Consider the following 22,574-nt stretch of genomic DNA (forward strand, 5'->3'; position numbering starts at 1 on the left):
GCTCGGTTGACTAGCTCGATTCGGCCTGGCAAGTCGCTTGCGCGGCGCTCGCGGCGAGTCCTGTTGTCGCCTCGTTTTGGGGCAATCAAGGGACTATATCAGGCTTCGGATGCTGGGACGGAGCGGGGCCGTGGTCTACTCCACGCCACAGACCGATCAGACGAAACGGCGGTCGACGCACGCGGACTCGTTTGTACCCGCTAGGGCAACTGAGACACCAAAAGCCACAGTATGTAGTGATCGACACCTACACCTCCCGCGGTATCGAGCGCCGGCGTCGTGACCCACAATGCGACCGAATCGTTGACCAAGACGTTCTGTGTGTACGTTTCACTCACCAAGATCTCGGCGCCCCCACTCGCTCGCTTAACGTAGGCACGGTGGGCGGCCTGGTCTACCCAGAGGAAATGTTGTTCGGTGATGCCGACATACGAGGCCGTGCCCAAGGGCACGACCTGCTTGAGAGGTGTGCCGGGATTACCAGCCCACACTCCGGAACTCCAGCTTGCGATGATCGCGCCCGCACCTGCCGCGATCCGGCCCGAGTACCCGCTGGAGAGCAATGTCTCGCCCGGGGCCCCCGTGACAGGCGTGAGCATGAGCATGGCATCGGAAGGCCGGCCAGCCGTCGGTGTTCGGACAACCCAGAGAACGTCAGCGTTGACCAACGCGACACTAGGAATGAGCTGCGTGGTGCCATCGACGGCCGCGATGCGGCGCTGTACTCCGTCTGCGAGACTCACCATCTGGATCTCGAAGGAGCGGCTTGCTTCGCTACTCACGAGGCGGGCGTACACGAGCGTCCCATTACGCACCGAAACGGGTATGCCGTACAGGGGACGCGCGGCCTCAAGGCCTTGGTCCTCATCGATGGTCCACAATCGCCCGGTTTGGCGATCCAGTGCCCAGAGTTTCCAGCGAGCTTCCCTGACACCGAACACCCCGAGTTCAGTCCAAACGACGAATCGTCCATCGTTCGCTGTTTCGCCGACCTGTTCGCCCGGATCCAGTTCTCTGAACTCCTCGATCTGACCGGTCTGCAGAGAGATGAACGCGAGTCTGGCTCTCTGCGTTCTTCGCTCGGCAGCACTCGCCGCGTCCGGAAAATACTGGACAAGCGCATGGTCGGGTCCCACGACATCAAGGGCGAACCAGAAGCCTGACGAGTCTCGCGGGAGCTTTATCGAGCGCGAGCTGGGGAGTTCTCCGGCGGGCGAAGAACTCGCGCCGGGCGTCAAGAGCCCCGGGCCGTGAGTTGGCGCAGTCGCGACGGCGTCGAGCGTCATCTGCGACCGTGGGCTGGTCGAGTCACGGCAAGCCATGGTGGTGCCCCAGGCGAGGAGCACCGCCATGTTCAGCGCGATGGGGACTAGCCTGCTCACCAGATGATCCCGTGCTCCGCCACCATACTCTGCATGGTTGCCGAGGAGAACCATAGTGTGGCCCCAGGGACGCAGGACTGCACCCGGCTGTTTCGTACGGATCGACGTAGTCCGTCGTATCCCCGTATGAACCGTAGCCGCTCAGTGCCACGTAGTGCCACGAATCGCCGAGGACCTGCGCGAAGCGTGGCTGCACGTGCTTCCGCCCGGGTCTGTGGTGGACGCATCCACGCGGGTCCGTTCGGGGCCGGGAGTGGATCGCCTCACGCAGCCTGATTACCCTGGGGCGGGAGCTGCGCCCCGCCAGATCACGGCCGCCACCTGGCGCACCATTTCCTCGGGCGTTTCTCCGCCGTGCACGCCAATCCGTTCGAAGATCGCAAGGCTGGCCATCGTCCCCACGAGCGCTAACGCGACTGCGGGTGAGGCGCCTTCGACTACGTCGCCACGCGCCTCCAGGCGCTTGAGCCATGCTTGCAGCCCCTCGACAAGCTGGTTCAGGGGAGACTCGGGGTAGCGAGCCACGAAACTCTCGTAGTTGAAGTCCGGATGTGACACCAGGGGGAGGAGGACTGGTGCGATTTCCCTGAAGTACGCCAGCACGCCTATCGCGATGTCCTCCATCCTCCGTGACGGCTCTTCCCAATCCGGCCGGGAAACCAGGATCTCGTGGAGGTTGGGCGGCGGCGGGAGCATAGCGGCGAAGAAGAGTTCGGCCTTCGTCTTGAACCGCTGAAACAGCACCGCCTCGGCCACCCCGGCAACCTGCGCGATGCCGCGAGTGGAGGCCGCGAAGCCCTCCGCGACGAACCGCTCGCGTGCGACCGCCAGCAGTTCGTCATCTTCGAGCCGTTTTCGACGTGCCATACGCGGCCGTCACTCCTCCGCCTGGGCGTTGTCGTTCCGGGAGAGAAACAGCGCCGTCGTGCGGACTGTGCCTTGCCGTTGAATGTCGAAGCCCGCGGCCGTCAACTCGTTTTGCCAGAAAGAACGAGGACGCATTCGCCCGACCAACGGCCCGAAGGCAATTCTCAGCCAGATATTCGGCACGATAACGAGAAGCAAGAATTGACCGCCGGGCTCCACCACTCGGTGAATTTCGCGCAGTGTCTTTCGGATCCCGTCGGGCTCGAGGTGGTCAATCGCGGCCGAGCTCATCGCGCCCTGGAACGAACCGGGTTCAAACGGCATCTCGCGCATGTCACCAGGGCGGATGGTGGCTCGATCCGCAATGCCCGCGAGCCGGAAGTTGCGTTCCGTATTCTCCGCGCCGTGACCATGGATGTAGTCCGCGCTGAAGTTGTCCAGCCCGGTGAAAGTCAGCCTCGGACGCGCGCGCCCGAGCGCGATAGTGAGCCGACCGGAACCGCAGCCAACGTCCAGCACCTTGCCCGAGCCATCGGCCAGAAAATCGGCCGCGGGGAAAGCTGCGATCTCGTTCATCCGCACGCCGAACCTCATCACCAGGAAGCCGGCGACGCCCCAGGCCGCCAGCACGGCCGGGACCAACCAGGCCCACCACGGGAAACCTAGCAGGATGAGCGCGACAGTCGTCGCGGCGAAGACGAATGCCGGCAGCAGGTGCCCGTACGTCCAAATCCAGTGGTAGCCCAGGTCAGGGCTGCCCGTCTCCGTTGTCGGGGTGGGGGTGGATGCGGAGATACCGTGCGCCATAGGTCACCTGCTGGAAAATAAGTGAGTGCTTGCTTAGTATTACGCTCAAGCCAGCGCCCTCGCAAGGCCAGGAACGGGAACGCGCCGGAACCGGTTCGCGACCCGAAGCCCGGTGACGTCGTTGGCGAATGGGAAAACAGTCTCCGGCGGGGGGTCTCGTTCATGCAGATTTCGGAAACTCCAGCAGCGAAGAACGCAAGGCGAGAGCTCTTGGAAGTCCACGCCTACGAGCGCGATGCGCACCTTGCCTGTGACCTGGACGCGATGATGTTGAATCAAGCAGATAGCTTCACGGCGGTTGGCAACGGAGGTTTCCGGGTCCTCACCGGGGCCGAGATGCGCCAGCTCTTCGTCGGAGCGTTCGATCGCGCGACGTACCACGAGTTCGACGACCTGGAAGCTCCTGAGGTTCACGTCTCCGACGACGGCACGCTGGCGTGGATGGCCGTACGAGTAAAGGTCTGGAAGTCACAGATTGATAAGGAGGGCGTGACGCAGGAACGCCGATTCGTTTCAAGCGCCATTTACACCTACGAGAATCGCGCCGGCCGTTGGCTGCGGACGGGCTCCAGCGGAAATAGCGTTGATCAGCCGCCGGAACAGGCTGCTCCAGCATCGGCTTAGGCGACGTTATGGCGACGCTAGATTCGTGGTTGCCGAGCAGGGATTCGAACCCCGACCAAAGGGCCCTCTTCTGGATTCAGAAGCCTCGGTTGCCCCGGTCAATTCGGCCCGGCAAGTCGCGTGCGCGACGCCAGTGACGAGTCCTGTTGTCGCCTCGTTTTGGGGCAACCAAAGGACTATATCAGGACCGGTCGAACGCCCCTCAGATCAAGCGGCGGCGGCCCTGGCCGGCAAGGGCGATCGATCCCGCAACGACGGTCAGTGCCCCTAGCCACTTGATTGGCAGGAACTCCTCGGTCGTTTCGAGGACGGGTCCGGTGCCCGTGGGCGGAGGCAGCGGTTCCGTCAACTTGCGTGCCAGAGCGACAACCACCGAGAACGCGTCTTCGTTGTCCGTGTAGCCGTACTGGAAGTCGATGCGCCAGATCGTGCTGCCGTCGGTGATCCAGGCCGTTCGCGGACCGATTCCGCCCGCGACAGCCGGGGTCGGCATGAGCGACAAGACAGCGAGACCGTCCACGTACGTTTGCTGAACATCCGTGACGGGGCTGTTGGCTGGTACAGCCATGAGAAATTCGCCAGTCTTTGACCATGAGTGCAGCACGAAGAGGCGGTCGCCCGGCCCTCGATAGCTGACCTGAGCTTCGTTTCGTTCCGCGCCCTGAGGCCCAATTCGTGCGTCCCCTTCGATCGCAGTGTAGCCGGCGAGAGCCGGTGCGCTGCGTGGCAGCAGGCGGCGCAGATCACCGAATGTCACGGACGGCAGGTCGCCAACGTCTGGGAAGGCGAAGCTCTGTTCGGTGGCCGGGGTAGGCCCGAAGCGGATGCGAAGCGGGTGGTCTGGGAGCGGCTGCCGCACCGCCGTCCAGGTCCCGTCAGTCGCCTTGGTAAAGTCAAAGAAGGAGCACTCGCTGCGGAAGAGGCCGATGCACACCCGCGCCGTGGAAGCGGCGACTGTCAAGACACGGGCGCACAACTGGCCCCGGTGATCGTCCGTCGGGCAGTTCTCGCCATACGTCAGCCCATATGGTGTTCCCTGCTGTTCGGCCTGGACCTTGATGGCCTGCTTCAGGTCGTCGGGGACTTGAGACCACGGAACGTCGGCGGGAGACTGAGCGGACGCCGTAGCGGCGCCTGCCGACGCAGCGACTAGCCAGAAGGTCATTGCCATCGAGATCACCAGTGCAAACCTGCGCCACATGTTCTTACCTCCAGAATTCCTCACCCTAGCCGGCGCAGAGTCCGCCGTGGCCGCCGAACTGCCCCTGCGCGGCATACGCGTAGTCGTCGGTCCAGTTGACGTGGATACCGCTGATCGCTGCGCGGTATTGGAGCGTGTCCGGGTCGAGCAGGCGGCCCCCACTGAACGTTCCGATCTGCAGCAAGCCGGCAGAAGTCAGGTCGAACCATGGGCCGAATGTCCCCGAAGCGGACGCCGGGTTGCGCAGCTCAGTGATCTTCCCGATGGTGCGGTCAAACAGCCGCAGCACGCCCACGGGCTGATTCGCGGCCTCGTCGTAGATGCAATAGGCATCGGTCCAGGCGATCCAGCGCGAAGAGGCACGGAACGGCCAGTTGTCGGGCGAGGCGAGCGCCGTCGCGACGTACGTCGCCTGCCCCGTTGCGATGTCGACTTCGAACAGGTTGGTCCGCAGATCCTGCAGTCCGCCGGCCGGTGGAGTAGCGACCACGAGTGTGCGGGCGTCGGCGAGCACGGCCGCGTAGGCGGTGAAGTGATAAAGCACGAAGTCGGTCGCCGTCTCGCGGAGTTCGAACGTCTTCTCTTCGTTTCCGCCGAAACGCAGCGAGCCCGTCGGCCCTTCCACGACTTCGATATAGTACGGTGTCGTGCGGTTGGGTTGCCGCGCCGGGACGCCGAGCACCGACGTGGTTGCTCCCGTGCGCAGGTCGAGGATGAGCGAGTCGTTGCCCCCCGGTGCGACCACCACCACCTTGTCGTTGTCGAGGAAGAATGTGAGTCGCGCCGGTCCAAGGTCGCGGCGGCTGCCGTCCCGCACGTCGATGAGCGTCGCGCGGCCGTTGTTGCCGAACTGGCTCTCGCCAGGCGGATAGGCGATCCAAACGCCGCGACGGCTATCCGGCGCCCACTCGACGTTGCTCCCTGGCCCCAGGTCGATAGTCGTCTTCTTCGCAATGTCGTAGATGACCGCCGAGCTACGGTTCCATTCGGGATAGTCGAAGGTGGTGGGCGGGACGTCGCGTGTGACGTCGGACCGGATCTCGCGCGGCTCTGTGAGGAGGCCGCGGATCTCGCGGAGAGGCGGCGGCGTCGCGTTCGAAGGTGGAGGGGTAGGCGTTGGTTCGGGAGCCAGAGTGGGCGTTGTCGACGCCGTCTCGGTGGAGGAAGGAACTGTGGGGCTGGGTTCGCCGGTCGAGTCGTCGTCCGAGCAACTCACCAAAGTCAGGGCAACCGCTAGGGCGGCGCAAATTGCTGCGGAACGCTTGGAAGGCATTTGGGACCCCGCTTTGCCCTCCGACGGGGACCGACGGATCGTTCCTCGGGAAGGGCCATCAAAGGCTATCACTCTAGGCAACCGCGCTGGCCGGTCGCATGGGCCGTATCCGTGTGGCCGAAGGGCCCCAGCATCTCCGAGGCAGGGCAATCCGTTGGCCGACCAAAGGCCTGATATTCCCGTGGCCGCGTGCCGCAAGAATGGCTTGTCGGCCTGAATCAACGGAGGCAAGCCCAATGAGCTCAAAACGGAGCAGACCCTTGTACGTGAACGAGTCCTGTTGTCGGCTTTTCGCGACGTTATGGCGACTCTAGATTCATGGTTGCCGAGCAGGGATTCGAACCCCGACCAAAGGCTCCAAAGACCCGTGTGCTACCGTTACACCACTCGGCAGTGGTAGACGAGGATAGGCGTTAGAGGATAGGCGATAGGCGTTAGTCGCCGACCAACCTCGTTGAAACCACCTCGACGCTCAGCGTAGGTTCACAGCCACCAATCGTCGAGGAGCGCTCCCTTGGATTCAATCCGCAATCATCGCGATCTCATCGCCTGGCAGAAGGCCATGGACCTTGCCGTCGAGGTTTACCGACTGGCTGAGAAACTCCCAATGCGGGAGGCGTACGGAATCTATAGCCAGACCACTCGCGCAGCCGCGTCCGTGCCGGCCAACATCGCCGAGGGCCACGGAAGGCAGGGAGCGAAGGAGTTCGCCAACTTTCTCTCCATTTCGCGCGGCTCACTCGCAGAAGTAGACACCTTCCTCGAACTCTCACGGCGCCTGAATTACCTGGCGGAGGCGGACCTTGAACGAGCAAACGGACTCGCGGACGAAGTGGGGCGCCTCGCCACGGCACTTCGACAGAGCCTGCTGCGCCGCCCCTAACGCCCATCGCCTATCCTCTGTCGTCCAAAACTGGTGCCGAAGGTGGGACTCGAACCCACACGGGTTTTAGCCCAGCGGTGTTTGAGACCGCCGCGTCTGCCATTCCGCCACTTCGGCCAGGACCACCATCATAAGGCCTCCCCGGCGCACGGGCTTCCTCTTTCGCTTACGCCGCCGGGACGACGCCCGTCCGGTAGACGGCCGGCAGCCTGGTGCCGACGACCCGGGAGGCGAGGACGATGACGGTAAAAGCGGCGCCTGGCACGAGGAAGAGGATCGGCGCCCCCAGCGCATCGGCCATCGACCCGAACCCAAGGTTGGCGAACGCCATGATGCCTCCCGCGGCCATCAGGTAGAGGCTCATCACCCGGCCCCGGACTTCGTCCGGGATGACTTCTTGCAGCAGGACGGCCGTCAGGGCCATGAACATCGCCTGCGAGGAGCCCATGAGGATCGAGCTCACGACGGCCGGCGCCATCGACATGCTCATCGACATCATGATCGGCGAAAGACCGCTCGCGAGGCCGGTCCACAGGAGCAGCCCGCCACGTCTGCTTCCGGTGGAGACCGCGAGCAGGAACGTGCCGACAAGGGCGCCGGCGCCGACACCAAAAGTCATCATCGTGAACCCGCCGGAGGGCCGGTGGAGTTCCGTTTCGGCGAATCCGGGCAGCATCGCATCGAACGACATCGTCAGGGAACAGTGGGCCACGACGAGGAGGAAAATGAGTGCGACCGGGCGGCTCCCGCGGACATAGGCGATGCCGTCGCCGAGGTTCCGGAGGACGTCGCCAAGGTGGCTGATGCCGCCGCGCGAGGATGTCTGGACGCGCGACATCGATGTGAACGCCAGGAGGGCGAAGAGTGCGGCAATGCCGTACGCGCCTTCGACCCCGATCGTGGCAAGCAACGGGCCCGAAAGCAGCGGCCCCACGGCGCGCGATCCCTGTTGGGTCATGGTGGTGAGGGAGACCGCATTCGCGAGGTCTTCCGGGGGGACCACGTTCGCCAGGAGCGCCTGGTCCGAAGGGATCTCGATAGCGCGGACGACGCCCTGGACAAAGGCGACCGTGACGACCATCCAGACCTCGATGACATCGGTGGCCGCGAGCGCGAGGAGCGAACACGTGGTCGCAAAGGCGCCGACTCGGGTTACGCGCACGAGCACCCGGCGTTCGAAGCGGTCCGCGATCACCCCGCCAAATGGCGCGAGGAGAAAGGGCGACATCGAGGCGAAGGTAGACACGCCGACCCAGAACGAGGAGTCGCTCAGGCGGTAGACGATCCATGCGTTGCCGAGGAGGAGCGTCCAGAGGGAGATGCTGGAGCACGTCGTACCGCCCCAGAGCGCACGGAAGTCACGGTGGCGGGTGGCGGGCAACCGCCGGAAGAAGCGGTCGGCCATCGCCGCACTCTACACGCGGAGTGGCTTAGCGGGGGCGGTGGAAGCGGCTGCCACTCGTATCCGGTTCCGGGCCTGAGAGGTCAGTCCTTCGGTTGTGGCGTCATCCGGAGGTACGGCTTGACCGTCCGGTGGCGACCAGGGAAGAGCTTCGGCCCCGCCTCCTCGGCCGAAACTACCGTGAAGGCATGAACCACGTGGGGTTCTTCGCCCTGGCGCGTTCGCAATCCACCGGCGTGGCGGCCTTCCTCCAGGCGGTGGAGCTGGCCGGGACGGGAACCCGTTCCTCTTCGGTGACCTACGCGGGCGAGACCGTTTCGGCCTGTCAGGGTTGCGGCGCGGGCTTCATGCCTCACTGCTTGACCGTCTTGGCGCAGGGCCATTGCCGTGACAGACGCCGGAACGGGGCGAAGACGAGGCAGGCGCCGAGGCATTGGGACTGACCAACGTCACCGTCCTCGAAGGTTTCGCCGAGGACCTGCCGGTGGCGCCGGGCGTGGCCGATGTCGTTATCAGCAACGGGGTGATCAATCTTTGCCCCGATAAGCAGGCGATCTTCCGGGAGATGTACCGCGTCAGCCCAGGCGGCAGGTGGCGACACCTGGTCCAAGGTGGGTTCCCACGAGGCGAAAGACGACATGAACTCTGGAGCCGCGCCGGTCGCTCTGCTGGAAGCAGAGTGGAGGCAGCCGCACTCACCGGCTTCGTCACGTCGTGATGTCGAACAGGAATCGACGTCTTCGCCGGGAGCAAGCACGAACAGAGGGCGGACTCCGATACCCGCCAAGCCACCTTTTCGCACTGAAGGGCTGAGCCTGCGGCGTCGCCTTCCGGGCGGGCCGGGTCAGTCCTTGGGCAGTGAAATCCGGGTGCCGTCCGGTGGCTCGCCCTGCCTCCAATCGACAGGTGTTGCGACCTCTTGTAGGCGGTGAGCGGCCATCCAGGGCGCGCAGAGGCCTCAGCCAGAAGAATGGGTGCCCCTCATTTCGCTCGCCTGAGTGAGCAGGTATCCCGGGGCACCTCTGCAACCGCGGACCCACTTCTGAGAGTCAGCCGGCGATCGCCTACAATCCCCGCGATGAACTTCGAACCCACCGAAGCCCAGCAGCAGATTCGCGCCCAGGCCAGGGCCCTTGCCGGCCGCTTCGACGATGCCTACTGGCGGCGTTGCGATAGCCAGCACGAATTTCCGTGGGAGTTCTACCAGGCGTTCGCGGCGGCCGGGTGGCTCGGCATCGCCATCCCCGAAGCCTACGGGGGCGCCGGCCTCGGGATCGATGAAGCCTCGATCCTGCTGGAGGAGGTGTCGGCGTCGGGCGCGGCGATGAACGGCGCGACCGCCCTCCACCTGACGATCTTCGGACTGAACCCGGTGGTGAAGCACGGCACCGAAGACCTGAAGCAGCGCATACTCCCCGCCGCGGCCCGGGGCGAACTGCATGTGGCCTTCGGCGTAACCGAACCGACGGCCGGGAGCGATACCCCGAGCATCACCACTTTCGCTCGCCGCGACGGCGACCAGTTCATCGTTTCTGGCCAGAAGGTCTGGACATCGAAGGCGAAGGAGTCTTCGAAAGTCCTCCTCCTCGCGCGCACGGCCAAGCCGGAGGAGTCCACGCGGCGCACCGACGGCATGACGTTGTTCCTGGCGAACCTCGACCCTGCGCACGTCACCATCCGGGAAATCGACAAGCTCGGGCGGCACGCAGTGGATTCGAACGAGGTCTTCTACGACGAACTGCCGGTCGATGCCCGCGATGTGGTGGGGGAAGTCGGGCGGGGGTTCTACCACCTCCTCGACGGGTTGAACCCGGAACGCATCCTCGTCGCCTCCGAGGCGCTGGGGATCGGCCGCGTTGCGCTCGCGAGGGCGACGCAGTACGCAAAGGACCGCGTTGTATTCGGGCGGCCCATCGGGCAGAACCAGGCCATCCAGTTCCCGCTCGCGGATAGCTATGCAAAGCTGAAGACGGTCGAGCTGCTCATCCGCAAGGCGGCATGGCTGTACGACACCGGCCAGCCATGTGGGGCTGAGGCCAACATGGCGAAGTACCTCGCCAGCGAATGGGGGTTCGAAGCCGCGGACCGGGCACTCCAGGTCCACGGCGGCTTCGGCTACGCGAAAGAGTTCGATGTCGAGCGGTACTGGCGTGAAGTGCGGGTGATGAAGATCGCCCCGGTGACCAACGAGATGGTGCTGAACTTCATCGGCCAGCACGAGTTGGGGCTGCCGCGGTCGTACTGACGGACCGCCGCCGAGGGGTGACGCAGGATGCAGTTCGAGACGAAGTACCGGGCGGCGATAGCGGAGGGATCGATCGACCTGACCTTCCGCCGTTGGAAGCGCCCCCAGGTTGTCGCGGGAAACACCTACCGGACGGCGGCGGGACGGGTGGTGGTGGACGGCGTAGACGTAGTCGACCCCCGGTCGATCACTGATGAGGAGGCGCGGCGGGCGGGCTATGCTTCGGCGGCCGCGCTTGTGGCCGGCCTCCGCGGCGGGACGTCGCTGCCGGTGTATCGCGTCGCGTTTCGCCCGGCGACCGGCGCGGACCCCCGAGACGAACTGGCGGCGGACACCAGTCTCACCGGGGCGCAAATGGCGGACATCGAAGTCCGGCTGGCGCGGCTCGACCGGGCGAGTCCTTCGGGGCCGTGGACGCGGTCCACCCTCAACCTGATCGCCGCGAACCCGGCTGTCCGCGCGGGCGACCTCGCACCGCAGCTCGGGCAGGAGGTCCTCGCCTTCAAGCTCAACGTCCGCAAACTCAAGAACCTGGGACTGACCCTGAGCCTGGAGAGTGGATACCGGCTCTCATCGCGCGGTGGGGCATGGCTGGGGAGGGACGTACCCTGAGTCGCCTCGGCCTCCAGCCGGCAAAGATGTGATACTGGTGAACTACCGGTATGCCGGCTCCAGGCGGTCGCCCTTTTGACTGAAGCGCCTTCCACGCGGAAGAACCCGTTCACGGTGTTGGCCCACCGGCAGTACCGGCTGCTCTTCATCGGCACGACGATGTCGATGCTGGCATTCGGGATGATGCAGGTCGTCCAGGGGGTGGTGGCGTTCGACCTGACGGGGAAGAACGGCGCCGTCGGCTTCGTCGGCCTTGGCCAGGGCATCGCCATGCTGTTCTTGAGCCCCGTGGGCGGGACGCTTTCTGACCGCGTTTCAAAGAAGAGGATGCTGACCTTCGCCCAGTTCGTGATCGGGTTCATGTTCGGGGTGATTGCGGTGCTTATCGCCACGGAACTGATCACGATCCTGCTCCTGGCGGGAGCGAGCCTGATCCTCGGCTGCATGTATTCGCTGATGGGCCCGACGCGCCAGGCGTGGGTAGGCGACCTCCTGACTGGTGACGACCTCGCAAGCGGCGTGGGGCTGCAACAGTTGATGATGAACGTCACCCGGATCGTTGGGCCGCTGGTCGCGGGCGTCCTGGTGGCCGCGGAGCCGATCAACACCTCGGGGACGTACTTCGCGATGGCCGGACTGTTCGCGCTCGTGGTGATGACGCTTTCGCTGATGCAGCCGACACCGCCGCGACCGCGGGCGCACGCGACTTCGGTGAAGGCCGACTTGCTCGAAGGCTTCCGCTACATCCGGGACACGCCCGACGTGCGGATGCTGGCGGTCATCTTCATGGGAGTCGTACTCAGCGGCTTCTCGTACCAGACGCTGATGCCGGGGTACCTGGTGAACGCCTTGGGGCACCCGGCCACGCACCTCGGCCTGCTCTTCAGCACGACAGCGGTGGGCGGGATAGCCGTGAACCTCGCGCTGGCATCGCGGCCGCCCGGAAACTCCATCGCAGTGATGCTGTTCTGCGGGAGCGGGCTGGCCGTTTCGCTCGCCATGCTCGCACTCGCACCGAGTTTCGCAGTCGCGCTGGCGGTTTGCGCCGTACTCGGGGCGTCATCGAGCGGCTTCCAGATGTTAAACAACGTGAACCTGATGGAACGCTCGGAAAGCGCCTACCTGGGGCGGGTGATGGCGGTGACGATGATGGCGTTCGGCGTGAACTCCATCGTCTCCTACCCCATCGGCGTCATTGCAGACGGCATCGGCGAACGGGGGACGCTCGGCGGATTGGCCTGCGCATGCATGACGGTCGTCTTGCTCGGGGTCTTCGCCGTGCGTTCGCAAACCTCACGAAGGCCGTCGCCGGCCGCGCCGGCAGCCGAGGCGGTCACAACACCCGGCCGGTAGCCTGGAGCCGGCCACACCCAAAACGCGCGGATCATCTAAGATGCGCGCGCACATTCTTGTTCTGGAGGAACATTTCATGGCAGTTCGACTCGATGGCCAGGTAGCCCTGGTCACTGGCGCAGGCCGAGGCCTCGGCCGCGCGTACGCAATCGACCTCGCGAAGCACGGCGCGAAAATCATCGTCAACGACTTCGGCGGCAGCGTTTCCGGCGAAGGATCCAACGACGAGACGCCGGCCCAGCAGGTAGTGAACGAAATCAAGGCCCTCGGCGGCGATGCCGTCGCCAACCCGGGCGACGTCGGCAGCTACGAAGACTGCTTCAACATGGTGAAGCAGGCGATGGATACCTACGGGCGCCTCGACGCGGTTGTCGCGAACGCCGGCATCCTGCGGGACCTCGCCCTGCACAACATGGCCGAAAACGACTGGGACCTGGTCATCCGCGTCCACCTGAAGCAGTGCTATAACCTGATTCACCATGCCTGGCCGGTGTTCCGCCAGCAGGCTTATGGCCGGGTCGTGATGGCGACTTCTTCCTCGGGTCTCGTCGGCAACTTCGGCCAGGGCAACTACGGCGCGGCCAAGGCCGGCATGTACGGCCTGATGAACGTCGCCAAGATCGAGGGCGAGAAGTACAACATCAAGGTCAACCTCATCTCTCCCGGCGCCCAGACGCGCATGACGGAGAACCTGATGGGCCGCGACCCGAACGACGCCGAACGCGCCCAGGTGATGGCGCCGGACCACGTCGCCCCCGCGGTGACTTACCTGTCCTCTCCCCAGTGCAAGGAGAGCGGCATCTGCATCAACGCCTCGGGCGGGCGCTACAGCCGCTCGGCGATCGTCCTCACCAAGGGCGTGAACTACGACCCGCATCAGTTCAAGGATGCGGATTGGTTCGAAGCCAACTACGACAAGATCACGGACCTCACCGGTTCGTGGGCGCCCTGGAACATGCGCGAAACCCGCGAAGACCACGCTGCCGCCGTCGCGGCCGCGAAGAAGGCCTAATCGCCTCCGTCCCCGCTAGAACTACGAAGGCCGGTGCTGACGCACCGGCCTTCGCTTTGTTCGCACACGGGGGCGATGATTCCGGCCTCGCCTCGTCTTAACCCGGCGCCCATCGGTCGCTCCAGCCGTCGTCGGGTTGCCCTTCGGCAAAGGGCCACGGCTCGCCGAAGCGTTCGTTGTAGACCACGGTCTTCACGGGCTTCCGGTTCAGTCTCCCCTGGTTGTCGGTTGGGTATCCGAGTGGAATGAGGCAGTAGAGCTGGTTGTTCTCGGGGATCCCGAGCATACCGTTGAGCTGCTCGCGCATCGGCAGGTTGAAAATGGAACTCCCCAGCCCCATTGCGCGGGCGGCCAGCTGGAAGTTCTGGACGGCCGGGAAGGTGCTTCCCCCGGGCGTTGAGTGGCGCGCCTTCATACCAAGCACGGCAACGATGACGGGCACGGTCTCCAGGTGCATCGCAAGGTCGCGGACGCTGAGGAGCGAGAGGCGCTGGTTGCGGGGAAGCGCCTGGATGTCCTCATCGCTGCCGTAGCGCGCCGAATAGCGGCTCCAGCCTTCCATCGCCCATTCCCGCAACTGCCGCTTGACCTGGGCGTCGCGGATGATGATGAAGCGCCAATCCTGGGCATTCTGGCCGGAGGAGGCGCGGATCGCCGCATCGAAGAGCTGGAAGAGGACCGCATCGGGCACGCCATCTGGCTTGAAGCGCCGGAGAGCACGGGTGGTGTAGATGGTTTGGAAGAGGCCGGGGTCGCTGGACATGTTCCTGATTGAACCGCAGCCGTGCCCCCATGCCAAGGCCCAAACGGGCTCAGGCGTGACACCTGCTTGACGGCGCGGCCTCCAGCGACGAGAAAACGGAGACAGCGAATCCGCAGCGACCGGGGGAGGGACGTGCGGTTCGCCGAAGGCCCGCTGTTGCGTCTTCCCATCGGCGCAGTGAAACTTGGAAGCGATCCCCGATAGCTCAATGGTAGAGCACGCGGCTGTTAACCGCGGTGTTCGTGGTTCGAGTCCACGTCGGGGAGCCACCGCCGACGATGGTCGATGTCCATCTGGAGCTTCTCGATGAGCGTCCCGAGCTGCTCCTTCTCCTCGCTGAGCTTCTTCAGTTCACCGCGGAGGTCCGGCCCGAGATCGTCCTGAGACTTGATGATCTCGATGATCCGGCGGATGCCAGTTGTTAACCGCGCGACCTCCTCGCGATGGCGTTTCTGCTGTTCTTCGAGGTCCTTGATGGGTATCACGGCTTCGCGATTGGCGGCCTGGACGCAGCTCTCGAGCATGGCGCGATCGGCCCCGAGGTCGATGAGGACGCTCTTGATGAGCGTCTCAAACTCCCGCGCCGGCAGGCTCCGCACCGGGCAGGGCGAAGCGCTGCCGTCCTGCGTGACCGAGGTGCAGGCGTAGTACAGATACGGCTGCCCGTCCTTGCCCTTCTTCCCGGCCGGGTAAGGAGTCATCGTCGTACCGCAGACGCCGCACTTCGCGATCCCCTTGAGCAGGTGCACGTGCTCGTCCCGATTGCGGGTGCCGTCATCCTCACGGGCCTGCCCCACGTACTGGTTTGCGCGGTCCCACGTCTCCGGGGCCACGATCGGAGAGTGCGTCCCCGGGAAGAGCTTGCCGCCATAGCGGATAACCCCTTTGTACAAAGGGTTCCGAATGATCGCTTTGACGGTGTCCTCGTCGAACCGGTTGCCGCCGATCTCCTTGGTCGCGCCATCACGCGCCACGACCTGGCGCTTCTTCGTTCGGTAGCCGCGGCTGTTCGCTTCGTTTGCGACCAGGCTGGGCGACTTCGTTTCGATGAACCGCTCGAAGGCGAATTGCACGATCTCGGCTTCGCGCTCGTTCGCCGTCAGCGCCTTGGATTCGGCGCAATAGTCGAAGCCGATCGGCACCATCCCTCCGTTCCACAATCCCCTCTCAGCCCGTCCGGCCATCTTGCTGAGCGTGCGTTCGCGAGTCAGCTCCCGCTCATACTGGGCGAAGCTCAGCAGAATGTTGAGCATCAGCATGCCTGCGGAAGTGGACGTATCGAACTGCTGGGTTGCAGACGCGAACGTCACCTTGTGTTCCTGCAGGAGCTCCCAGAAGTCATAGAAGTCCTTCAGTGAGCGGGAAACCCGATCGATCTTGTAGGTAACGACTGCGTCGACTTTCCCATCCGTGAAGTCGTGGATCAGTCTCTGCAACGCGGGCCGGTGCATATCCTTCCCGGAGAACCCGCCATCCTCGTAGACCTCGGTCACCTTCCAGCCATCCTCGCGGTGGAGGTCCACATACGACGCGCAGAGTTCGCGTTGCCGGTCGAGTGAGCTGTAGTCACTCCTGGCCTGTTCGTCCGTGGAAACACGGGTGTAGATAGCGCAGCGCATCGGCGAGACCTCCCGGCCGCGATTGGCGTGTGCGGCCTCACGCTTAGAATCCATAGCTCACGCGCCCGGCGCAACCGGCGGCGCGGAAAATTTCAGGTTGAGCGCCCGTCATCGCCTCGCCTCAACCGCGACGGACGCTCGCCATTTGAATCGTCGTCCGGAGGAGTTGGAGCCCAGGTGTGCTCGGCAGCGTCGGGCCATCGATCGTCCAGGGCAATCGCGCGAAGCAGCAGCCTGGCAATCCGGTCCATGCGTTCCTGCGGGGTCAGGTGTCGGTACATTGCGCTCTACTCCAGTAGTGAAATGCGGCCGCTGGCGATGGCTGCCCGCCAGACCGTGCCGAATGGTCCCCGCCGCTCCAGCAGCGGCTCGGACGTCGTTTTGAGGTAGCATCGCGTGTGGTCTGATGCGAAGACCGCTCCGGCCGCCCTCCAGACCACGTCCTCTCGATGCGGCGTAGGGCAAACCACGAGAAGCTGGGGAACCGAGCCATCGGAAAACGTGTGGCTCCGGTAGTACGCGGCATACCGGTCGAGCTTTTCAAGCAACACCGCAATCCGCTCGGTTCCACGATCCCACTCCAGCCAGAACCGGCGCTCGATGCCGTCGTGGACTACTTTGCCCGCCCCATCGGGCCGAATCGTCCGGCGAACGCCATTGGACTCGACCCGAATCGTAGTCTCCGAGACGCTCTGCCATTCCCGCAGGCTGGGCCCGCCCGCCTCGCTTTGGGCGAGGCAGTCCAGGAAGAAGCGGTTGGCACCAACCGTGTGTTCGAACTGTCGGATGAGTGTCTGGAGCCGCCCGCGCTCGCCAGCGCCGATGGTGGCGGCGAATGGTCCATGCTCTGCGTAGCGGCGGGCGGGTATGCGTTCGCGCGCCGCCACAAGGCGCAGTCCGAGTTCGGTCATGACGTAGCGCACGTCCGACCGGGTGAGTCCTTGGGTGACGGGCCCGACGACGGCTTCGATGAGGCCTTGCGCGATCGAACGTTCGAGACTGCGTCTGACCGTCCACACCCGTTGCCTCAGCACCAACGCCAATTCTGACTCGGACAGCAACGGGTAGCGGCCAGCGACTTCCAACAAACGCTTCTGATCAGCGGTCGTCGCGATCGAGAGTGCGGCGACTTGCTCGACGCTCCCTCGCGCTCGCGGGGCGGGACCGTCAAGTGCACCCACGCTCCTGGCCCACCGGTACAGGCCATGCCCGCCGGCAAGTTCGGCGGGCGAACTTTCGAACCAGCGCGCTGGTGGTACAGAAGCTGTCGTGGCGGTCACCTGTCGCCAGAACAGATCATCGAACAGCCGCGCCGGCCGAGCGCCAGAAGCGTGATGCCAGACAGGGGCGACAAGCAGGTCATGCCCGATGTCGCTCGCGCGGGTCGGGTACACCGGCAGCGTTGCGACGCCACGCCGTTCGGCGGCCGACCGTACCGCGTGCGCCCACGCCGCCCTCGTGGGCTCGTCCGCGCAGACGACCAGGATCGGGTCGAAGGGAAGTGGTGCGGCGGGATTCGGCCTCTCACGGTGGCGGTACCAGTTCGCCACAACCGTGTCGCGGTGTCCGGCCGGAACAGCTGGCCGGGCCATGGTCACGAAGGCTGACGCTGAGCCGCCGCGACCACCAAACGACACCCGGGCCTGGGTCGCGGGCGGCCAGGCCTGGTCCGCGCGCCGGCCAAGCGGCAGCGCGCGGATGTCCACGCGCCGCAATCGGTCATCAAGGAGCGCCGCTGCGACCAAGATAGCTGCAAAACCGTTCAGCTCGGCGGTAAGCTCGATGCTGGACAACCGTCGAATTGTGTCTGCCCACTCGCACGGAAGCACGCCAAGATCTATGTCGCTGCGCTCGCCGCGCTCCGTGAGCCATCGCCACGCATTGGCGCTCAGCACGTGGAGCCGGTCCGACTCGATCTCCGATGACGAGGGCTCGATCCAGTCGATCCAACCCGTGTGGCGAAGGTCGCGGAACAGCAGGTCGACGTCTGGCCGCGGGCATCCGAGAAGAATCGCAAGCTGGTGTGCAGATAGGAAGGGCATTCGCGCCAACCAGCTCAGAGCTTCGCTTCGGTATTCACGCTTCAGGTCGGTCGTCATTGTGCTTCCTCGCATCGCGATGCTGGTAGCGCTTCAAGCCTTGCTGGGGGCTATTGCCGTCGCCACGCTGGTGGCCGGTCAGCACTTCCGCGACCTCAGGCGGCACCTGTTTGCCGGTGCCGAGCGCTCGCGCGGCCAGGATCTGGTCAACCTGCCGGGCCACTTCCTCGCGCGGGCGCCCGAATCGCGTGGCCGACTCCGCGGCGATCGCCGCGATCCGCGATGGGTCGAGCGGAGCAGGCGGGTCGAGGCGCAGCGAGAAGGCCGGATGGCGGTGACCGCCGGAGGACCAGCGTGCGTAGCACTCGTAGTCGTCGAGGGAGACGAGGTCATCGACCTCGAGGTCGTGTCCGAGCTCCGGGGCCAGGTAGCGGGCATCCTCGGCACTCACCTGGAACACGGTCAGGCTGTCGAGGTTGGCGAAGATGGTCGGGCGCAGCTCGCGGTCGATCGCGTCGAGCCTGGCGAGGGACTGGGTCACGAGGACGAAGGAAGCCCCGTACTTGCCGAGCTCACTCATCATGCGCGGGTAGTCGGCCCCTCCAAGCGTGCTCGATTCGTCGATCAGGGCCACCATCCGGCTGCGCTCGCCCGCCGGCAGATCGATCTGGTCCTCGACGATCAGCCCGAGGAGATTGAGGAGCGTTGCCCCGATTAGCGCCGAGCCGCCCTCGCCGAGCAGGCCGACGGCGGTGTTGACCACGAGGACGCCACCGTCGCGGAGGAGCGTGCGCGGGTTGATGGTCGACTGTGGTTGGCCGAGCGTGAGCCTGGCGGCCTCGGTCACCTCGAAGCGTCCCACCTTGGTCGTGACGGGCGTGGCGACCTGGATCTGGAAGGCGCGTCCGAGGTTGTCGTAGTTACTCCGCCACCACGACCACAGCGTCTGGTCGGGGACCTGCGACATCACCCGTTCGCGGAAGTCCGGGCTCGTCAGGAGCGGTACCACGTCGAGGAGCGTGTACTGCTCCTCGCGCCGCCGGACCTGGTTGGCCTGGTGGAGACAGAGGAGCGCCGCGCGCAGGGCGCCCTCCATGCGCGGTCCCCAGTTGTCGGGCCAGAGGCGGTGGAGCATCGCCACGATGTTCTCCGCCGTCCGATCGCGGTTGGGGAAGAGGGCGACGTCCAGGAGGTTGAGCCCAACGGGCTGCCGCCGGTCGGTGAGGTCGAGGTAGGCCGTCCGATCCTCGAGGCCGGGTGGGACGACGGAGAGGACGCTTTCGGCGAGATCCTGGTGGGGGTCGATGACGACGAGCAGGAGGCGCTCCCGGCGCGAAGCGATCTCCTGCATCAGGTGCGCGGCGATGTGCTGGAGGAACGTCGACTTGCCACGCCGTGTCTTGGCGACGACGAGGTGGTTCCGGTAGAGCGCTCCGTGCGGCAGGTGAACTGGAACGTTCTGGCCGTGGTGGCGAGACATGCCAACCCGGCTGCCTCTCCCCGTGGCGTCATCGGCCGGGAGGAAGCGGCGTCCGCCAGGCTTTGTTGCGACGGGCAGCCCCGATGTGAGGTCGGGAAGGTGCCAGAGCGCTGCGAGCTCGGCGGCGTTGAGCACCGATGCGCCACGGAAGGCGCCGCCTGACGTTTCGAGCGGTGCGCGATGGTGCCTGGCCCGGCCTGGGCGGAGCCGGTTGCCGGCAGGGTGGTCGAACGCCTCGTAAGCCGCGCTCACGCGATCGCTAACGTCCTCGACGGTCTCGGCGCGGCCGCGCGGGCCGATCGCGATCACGCCGAGGCGCGCGGTGAACGCGGGAAAGGCGAGTTTCTGTTCGGCGATCATTGCCGTCAGTGGCTCTCGGCTGCGGAGAACGCGCGACCAGACAAACGCTCCGGTCGGAAGCCCGGCGGCTACCACGGAACCGCCCACGAGCAGCGGAAGGTAGTCGCCGGCCTGGTACCAGTCGTAGCCCTGCGTACCCGCGGCGGCCGCACCGGCGAGCGCAACGAAGGGAAGGAGGTTGGCCGTGCCGGTCTCCGGACGCTCCGCCGGAAGGCGCTGGCTCGACCGGGAGGCCCGCGCCTGGACGCCGGTCGCCCAACCCGGGCGGGGCGGATGTCCGACCACGACCTGCCCGACGACGCGGACATCGCCACGGGTTGCAGCCACTGCCGCCGCCAGCACGCCAGTAAGTGGCTCCCCGTGCCTGGCATCCGTATCGAGGGGGAGAGCGGCGTCCCGGTCGAGACGGAGCTCCACGAGCGACGCGAGCTCATGCCCGGCGACATGAAGCGGGTCGAGATGAGGCCGGTCCTCTATCGGAACCTCGTCGAAGTCTGCCTGCGGGTAGGCCGCCCGGATCTGGCCGAGGACCGCTAATGCCGCCGCATCATCCACTGCACGGACGTAGAACCGGAGTCCCGACTCCGTAGCCGTCCATTCCAATGCGACATCCTGGACACCCGCCAGCCCCGCGAAGACCGTGCGTGCGCGGGAGACGGGGTCGTCGTCCCAGCGCGACGGAAAGAGCTCGTAGAGGACCGTGGCTCGGTCAGGATGCCGGCGCATGCTGCACCTCCTTCCCAGCAGGCCCCAGTTCGGCCACCAGCCTGAAGAACGTCTCGCGGCCAGCGGCGCTGGCGCCAAGCTCGCCAAGGTCTTTGACGCCGTCGGGGAGACGCAGAATGCGGGCGCGGTCGCCGAGGGATTCAGCCAACTCGCGAGCGGCATGCTGCCCTTCGTCGTCGTTGTCGAAGACGAGGACGACTTCCGGCACCCGTTCCAGGAAGCGCAGCCGCTCGGCCCGGACATGCGTCCCAAGCAAGGCGCAGATGGGCAGGTTCCAGCTCACACCGGTGAGATAGTCGAAGGCGCCCTCGGTCACGAAGACCTGGCGGTGTCCGCGGACGCGCTCATAGCCGAGGATGGGCTTTGGCAACGAGAGGCCGAGGTACTTCAGCCGGCGCTCGTTGAGCGCACGCCCGACCATCCAGGCGCACTGGCCCCCGCGCAGCTCTGGAATCACCACGCGACCGGCGAGTGCCTCGTTGCCATCCTTCCGCAGCAGCCCCATCTCCGCGGCCCGCCGAAGGCTGAAACGGTGGCGGCGCAGGAAGGGCTTGAGCGCCTGCCCGTCGCTGTAGCCAAGACGGCACTGCTTGACGACCGGCATCCCGATGCCCCGGCTATCGAGGTAGCGCAGTGCCCGCTCGTTGCGAAGGAGCGCCTCGTGGTAGAGGTCACAGGCCGCCGCGAGGATGAGCCGGTCATCGACCGTCAGGGGAGACTCGGACGGTGCCGGCCCACGCCTGTCGTCGCTCGTGGACACGCCTTGCGGAGCCGCTTCACCCAGCAGCTCCAGGGCGCGCCGGAAGCCGACCTTCTCCTTGCGTCTGACGAAGTCGATGACGTCCCCCGAGGCCTTGCAGCCAAAGCAGAAGAAGCTCCGGGTGCTCGGGTAGACGACGAGGCTTGGGATGCTCCTCTTCGTGAAACGGGCAGCATGCGACGAATCGCTCACCGCGCTGCTGGAGCTTCACGCCATGCGATGCGATGACCTGCTCGATGGGGTTGCGCTGCTTGACGAGCTCGACGTCAACGGATGGCATCACGCACCTCCTCGTCGCGCGCGACCAGTTCCGCCGGGTCCGTCGTGGCCAGCTCGTGCTCGAAGGGGCTCGCCTCGATGCGGAGTGCAAGGTGGTTCCCCGACGCGAAGAACAGCCCCTCACCCTTACGGCAGGACAGAAGGAACTCGCGTTCCCCCGCGCTCAGCCGGAACGTGCTGGTGACGGCGTCGATCGTGGAGCTGTCCTGCCGCATCAGGAGCTGGACGGAGGAGTTGGCGAGGACCGTGTGACCCTCCGCGGTCGCGAGGAAATCCTCCACGTCCTGCGTCACCGTGGTCAGCCCGAGGTAGTGCTTGCGCGCCTGCCGGGCCATCGACGCCAGGAAACGGGCGCCCTCCTCGTGCTGGATCAGTGACCACGCTTCGTCGATGAGCAGCATCCGCGGTTTGCGGCTGCGCCGGACCTCGCGCCAGATGTGGTCGGCGATCAGGTAGACACCGAGGGGACGCAGCTCCGGCTCGAGGTCGCGGATGTTGAAGACGACGAAGGGCCGTTCGAGGTCGACTGACGTCGGCGACGAGAAGACGTTGCCGAGGCTGCCCTCCACGAAACGTTCGAGCCGGTCGGCCAGGCCGAGCGGGTCTTCGCCCTCGCGCAGGACGTCGTAGAGGTCCCTCAGCACGGGCGGCGGCTTGCCGTGCGTGGCCGGGTCGCGGGTGATCCCCGCGCGGCCGTAGGTCTCGAGGAGTGCCCGGTCGAGCGCGCCGCGCTCCCGCTGGCCGAGGCTGCTCCCCCGGTCGGCGAGCATGAGCCCAAGGAGGCCCTGGAGGGCGAGCAGCCGTTCGGTGAGGGCATCCCGAGCCTCCCCGTCGCGCTCGGCACCGTGGGCGAGGTCGAAGGGGTTGATGTGGTGCGCCGAGCTTCC

General features: G+C 65.6%; 20 protein-coding genes, 3 tRNA genes and 1 pseudogene. 10 read left to right on the forward strand and 14 right to left on the reverse strand.

The window, feature by feature from the left end; translation table 11 throughout:
• Positions 1-200: 200 nt before the first annotated feature.
• The 3 genes from IPG14_RS10200 to IPG14_RS10210 all read right to left on the reverse strand — a co-directional run bounded on the left by IPG14_RS10200 (position 201) and on the right by IPG14_RS10210 (position 2,891).
• Positions 201-1,382 carry a hypothetical protein gene (locus IPG14_RS10200; RefSeq protein ID WP_343391719.1) on the reverse strand — a complete coding sequence of 394 codons (1,182 nt, stop codon included), beginning with the start codon at positions 1,380-1,382 and terminating at the stop codon, positions 201-203.
• Between the two features lie 276 nt (positions 1,383-1,658).
• The gene (locus IPG14_RS10205; RefSeq protein WP_343391720.1) at positions 1,659-2,249 is read right to left on the reverse strand and encodes a TetR/AcrR family transcriptional regulator; all 591 of its coding nucleotides are present in this window, start codon (positions 2,247-2,249) and stop codon (positions 1,659-1,661) included.
• 9 nt (positions 2,250-2,258) lie between these two features.
• Entirely contained in the window at positions 2,259-2,891 is a 633-nt protein-coding gene (locus IPG14_RS10210) for a class I SAM-dependent methyltransferase (RefSeq protein WP_343391721.1), read from the reverse strand.
• Between the two features lie 327 nt (positions 2,892-3,218).
• Between IPG14_RS10210 and IPG14_RS10215 the strand changes: the two genes are divergently transcribed.
• On the forward strand, positions 3,219-3,680 hold the full coding sequence (locus tag IPG14_RS10215) for a hypothetical protein (RefSeq protein ID WP_343391722.1): 462 nt from the start codon (positions 3,219-3,221) through the stop codon (positions 3,678-3,680).
• A 202-nt stretch (positions 3,681-3,882) separates the two neighbouring features.
• Here IPG14_RS10215 and IPG14_RS10220 read toward each other — a convergent pair whose 3' ends face one another.
• The 3 genes from IPG14_RS10220 to IPG14_RS10230 form a co-directional block, all read right to left on the reverse strand.
• Entirely contained in the window at positions 3,883-4,881 is a 999-nt protein-coding gene (locus IPG14_RS10220; RefSeq protein ID WP_343391723.1) for a hypothetical protein, read from the reverse strand.
• Between the two features lie 25 nt (positions 4,882-4,906).
• Complete coding sequence (locus IPG14_RS10225; RefSeq protein WP_343391724.1) at positions 4,907-6,097, reverse strand: hypothetical protein; 1,191 nt, start codon at positions 6,095-6,097, stop codon at positions 4,907-4,909.
• Between the two features lie 376 nt (positions 6,098-6,473).
• Positions 6,474-6,547 (reverse strand) — tRNA-Gln (locus IPG14_RS10230).
• 121 nt (positions 6,548-6,668) lie between these two features.
• Between IPG14_RS10230 and IPG14_RS10235 the strand changes: the two genes are divergently transcribed.
• Positions 6,669-7,037, forward strand: coding sequence for a four helix bundle protein (locus IPG14_RS10235; RefSeq protein ID WP_343391725.1), 369 nt, complete (start codon positions 6,669-6,671; stop codon positions 7,035-7,037).
• A 31-nt stretch (positions 7,038-7,068) separates the two neighbouring features.
• On the opposite strand, the gene IPG14_RS10240 is transcribed toward IPG14_RS10235, so the two are convergent.
• Together IPG14_RS10240 and IPG14_RS10245 are read right to left on the reverse strand one after the other, a co-directional pair.
• Positions 7,069-7,154: transfer RNA gene (locus tag IPG14_RS10240), tRNA-Leu, on the reverse strand.
• Between the two features lie 49 nt (positions 7,155-7,203).
• Positions 7,204-8,442 (reverse strand): MFS transporter, encoded by a 1,239-nt coding sequence (locus IPG14_RS10245; RefSeq protein WP_343391726.1) that lies wholly within the window; start codon positions 8,440-8,442, stop codon positions 7,204-7,206.
• 430 nt (positions 8,443-8,872) lie between these two features.
• Between IPG14_RS10245 and IPG14_RS10250 the strand changes: the two genes are divergently transcribed.
• The 5 genes from IPG14_RS10250 to IPG14_RS10270 all read left to right on the forward strand — a co-directional run bounded on the left by IPG14_RS10250 (position 8,873) and on the right by IPG14_RS10270 (position 13,661).
• Positions 8,873-9,157: a methyltransferase domain-containing protein gene (locus IPG14_RS10250; RefSeq protein ID WP_343391727.1), complete on the forward strand. Its 285-nt coding sequence runs from the start codon at positions 8,873-8,875 to the stop codon at positions 9,155-9,157.
• A 360-nt stretch (positions 9,158-9,517) separates the two neighbouring features.
• Positions 9,518-10,684, forward strand: a complete 1,167-nt coding sequence (locus IPG14_RS10255; protein ID WP_343391728.1) for an acyl-CoA dehydrogenase family protein — start codon at positions 9,518-9,520, stop codon at positions 10,682-10,684.
• Between the two features lie 27 nt (positions 10,685-10,711).
• Complete coding sequence (locus IPG14_RS10260; protein ID WP_343391729.1) at positions 10,712-11,296, forward strand: hypothetical protein; 585 nt, start codon at positions 10,712-10,714, stop codon at positions 11,294-11,296.
• A 75-nt stretch (positions 11,297-11,371) separates the two neighbouring features.
• Entirely contained in the window at positions 11,372-12,649 is a 1,278-nt protein-coding gene (locus tag IPG14_RS10265) for an MFS transporter (RefSeq protein ID WP_343391730.1), read from the forward strand.
• Between the two features lie 76 nt (positions 12,650-12,725).
• On the forward strand, positions 12,726-13,661 hold the full coding sequence (locus tag IPG14_RS10270; protein ID WP_343388420.1) for an SDR family NAD(P)-dependent oxidoreductase: 936 nt from the start codon (positions 12,726-12,728) through the stop codon (positions 13,659-13,661).
• Between the two features lie 97 nt (positions 13,662-13,758).
• Here the strand turns inward: IPG14_RS10270 and IPG14_RS10275 are convergent, their stop codons facing one another.
• Positions 13,759-14,424 (reverse strand): nitroreductase family protein, encoded by a 666-nt coding sequence (locus IPG14_RS10275; protein ID WP_343391731.1) that lies wholly within the window; start codon positions 14,422-14,424, stop codon positions 13,759-13,761.
• A 194-nt stretch (positions 14,425-14,618) separates the two neighbouring features.
• Here IPG14_RS10275 and IPG14_RS10280 point away from each other — a divergent pair.
• The 3 genes from IPG14_RS10280 (at position 14,619) to IPG14_RS10290 (ending at position 15,782) form a co-directional block, all read left to right on the forward strand.
• A tRNA-Asn gene (locus IPG14_RS10280) sits at positions 14,619-14,693 on the forward strand.
• Positions 14,694-14,702: 9 nt separating this feature from the next.
• Positions 14,703-14,849 carry a hypothetical protein gene (locus IPG14_RS10285; RefSeq protein WP_343391732.1) on the forward strand — a complete coding sequence of 49 codons (147 nt, stop codon included), beginning with the start codon at positions 14,703-14,705 and terminating at the stop codon, positions 14,847-14,849.
• A 417-nt stretch (positions 14,850-15,266) separates the two neighbouring features.
• Positions 15,267-15,782, forward strand: a complete 516-nt coding sequence (locus IPG14_RS10290) for a hypothetical protein (RefSeq protein WP_343391733.1) — start codon at positions 15,267-15,269, stop codon at positions 15,780-15,782.
• A 353-nt stretch (positions 15,783-16,135) separates the two neighbouring features.
• Here IPG14_RS10290 and IPG14_RS10295 read toward each other — a convergent pair whose 3' ends face one another.
• The 5 genes and pseudogenes from IPG14_RS10295 to IPG14_RS10315 all read right to left on the reverse strand — a co-directional run.
• Entirely contained in the window at positions 16,136-16,324 is a 189-nt protein-coding gene (locus IPG14_RS10295; protein ID WP_343391734.1) for a hypothetical protein, read from the reverse strand.
• A 6-nt stretch (positions 16,325-16,330) separates the two neighbouring features.
• On the reverse strand, positions 16,331-18,142 hold the full coding sequence (locus IPG14_RS10300) for a replication-relaxation family protein (RefSeq protein ID WP_343391735.1): 1,812 nt from the start codon (positions 18,140-18,142) through the stop codon (positions 16,331-16,333).
• A complete protein-coding gene (locus IPG14_RS10305; RefSeq protein ID WP_343391736.1) occupies positions 18,120-20,648 on the reverse strand; it encodes a type IV secretory system conjugative DNA transfer family protein in 2,529 nt (842 codons plus the stop codon). Before IPG14_RS10305 ends, IPG14_RS10300 begins: the two co-directional genes overlap by 23 nt.
• Positions 20,632-21,600 (reverse strand): toprim domain-containing protein, encoded by a 969-nt coding sequence (locus tag IPG14_RS10310; RefSeq protein ID WP_343391737.1) that lies wholly within the window; start codon positions 21,598-21,600, stop codon positions 20,632-20,634. The genes IPG14_RS10305 and IPG14_RS10310 overlap by 17 nt, the downstream gene beginning before the upstream one ends.
• A 74-nt stretch (positions 21,601-21,674) precedes the next feature.
• A pseudogene (locus IPG14_RS10315) lies at positions 21,675-22,574 on the reverse strand (conjugal transfer protein TraC); the annotation flags it as partial.

This window comes from Candidatus Amarobacter glycogenicus, assembly GCF_016704105.1.
GTDB lineage: Bacteria > Chloroflexota > Dehalococcoidia > Tepidiformales > Tepidiformaceae > Amarobacter > Amarobacter glycogenicus.

Excerpts from the sequence above, each read along its gene's own strand:
- IPG14_RS10205 (WP_343391720.1), bottom strand. The coding sequence starts at position 2,249 with ATGGCACGTCGAAAACGGCTCGAAGATGACGAACTGCTGGCGGTCGCA.
- IPG14_RS10215 (WP_343391722.1), top strand. The coding sequence starts at position 3,219 with ATGCAGATTTCGGAAACTCCAGCAGCGAAGAACGCAAGGCGAGAGCTC.
- IPG14_RS10220 (WP_343391723.1), bottom strand. The coding sequence starts at position 4,881 with ATGTGGCGCAGGTTTGCACTGGTGATCTCGATGGCAATGACCTTCTGG.
- IPG14_RS10245 (WP_343391726.1), bottom strand. The coding sequence starts at position 8,442 with ATGGCCGACCGCTTCTTCCGGCGGTTGCCCGCCACCCGCCACCGTGAC.
- IPG14_RS10255 (WP_343391728.1), top strand. The coding sequence starts at position 9,518 with ATGAACTTCGAACCCACCGAAGCCCAGCAGCAGATTCGCGCCCAGGCC.
- IPG14_RS10260 (WP_343391729.1), top strand. The coding sequence starts at position 10,712 with ATGCAGTTCGAGACGAAGTACCGGGCGGCGATAGCGGAGGGATCGATC.
- IPG14_RS10270 (WP_343388420.1), top strand. The coding sequence starts at position 12,726 with ATGGCAGTTCGACTCGATGGCCAGGTAGCCCTGGTCACTGGCGCAGGC.
- IPG14_RS10275 (WP_343391731.1), bottom strand. The coding sequence starts at position 14,424 with ATGTCCAGCGACCCCGGCCTCTTCCAAACCATCTACACCACCCGTGCT.
- IPG14_RS10285 (WP_343391732.1), top strand. The coding sequence starts at position 14,703 with ATGGTCGATGTCCATCTGGAGCTTCTCGATGAGCGTCCCGAGCTGCTC.
- IPG14_RS10295 (WP_343391734.1), bottom strand. The coding sequence starts at position 16,324 with ATGTACCGACACCTGACCCCGCAGGAACGCATGGACCGGATTGCCAGG.
- IPG14_RS10300 (WP_343391735.1), bottom strand. The coding sequence starts at position 18,142 with ATGACGACCGACCTGAAGCGTGAATACCGAAGCGAAGCTCTGAGCTGG.
- IPG14_RS10305 (WP_343391736.1), bottom strand. The coding sequence starts at position 20,648 with ATGCGCCGGCATCCTGACCGAGCCACGGTCCTCTACGAGCTCTTTCCG.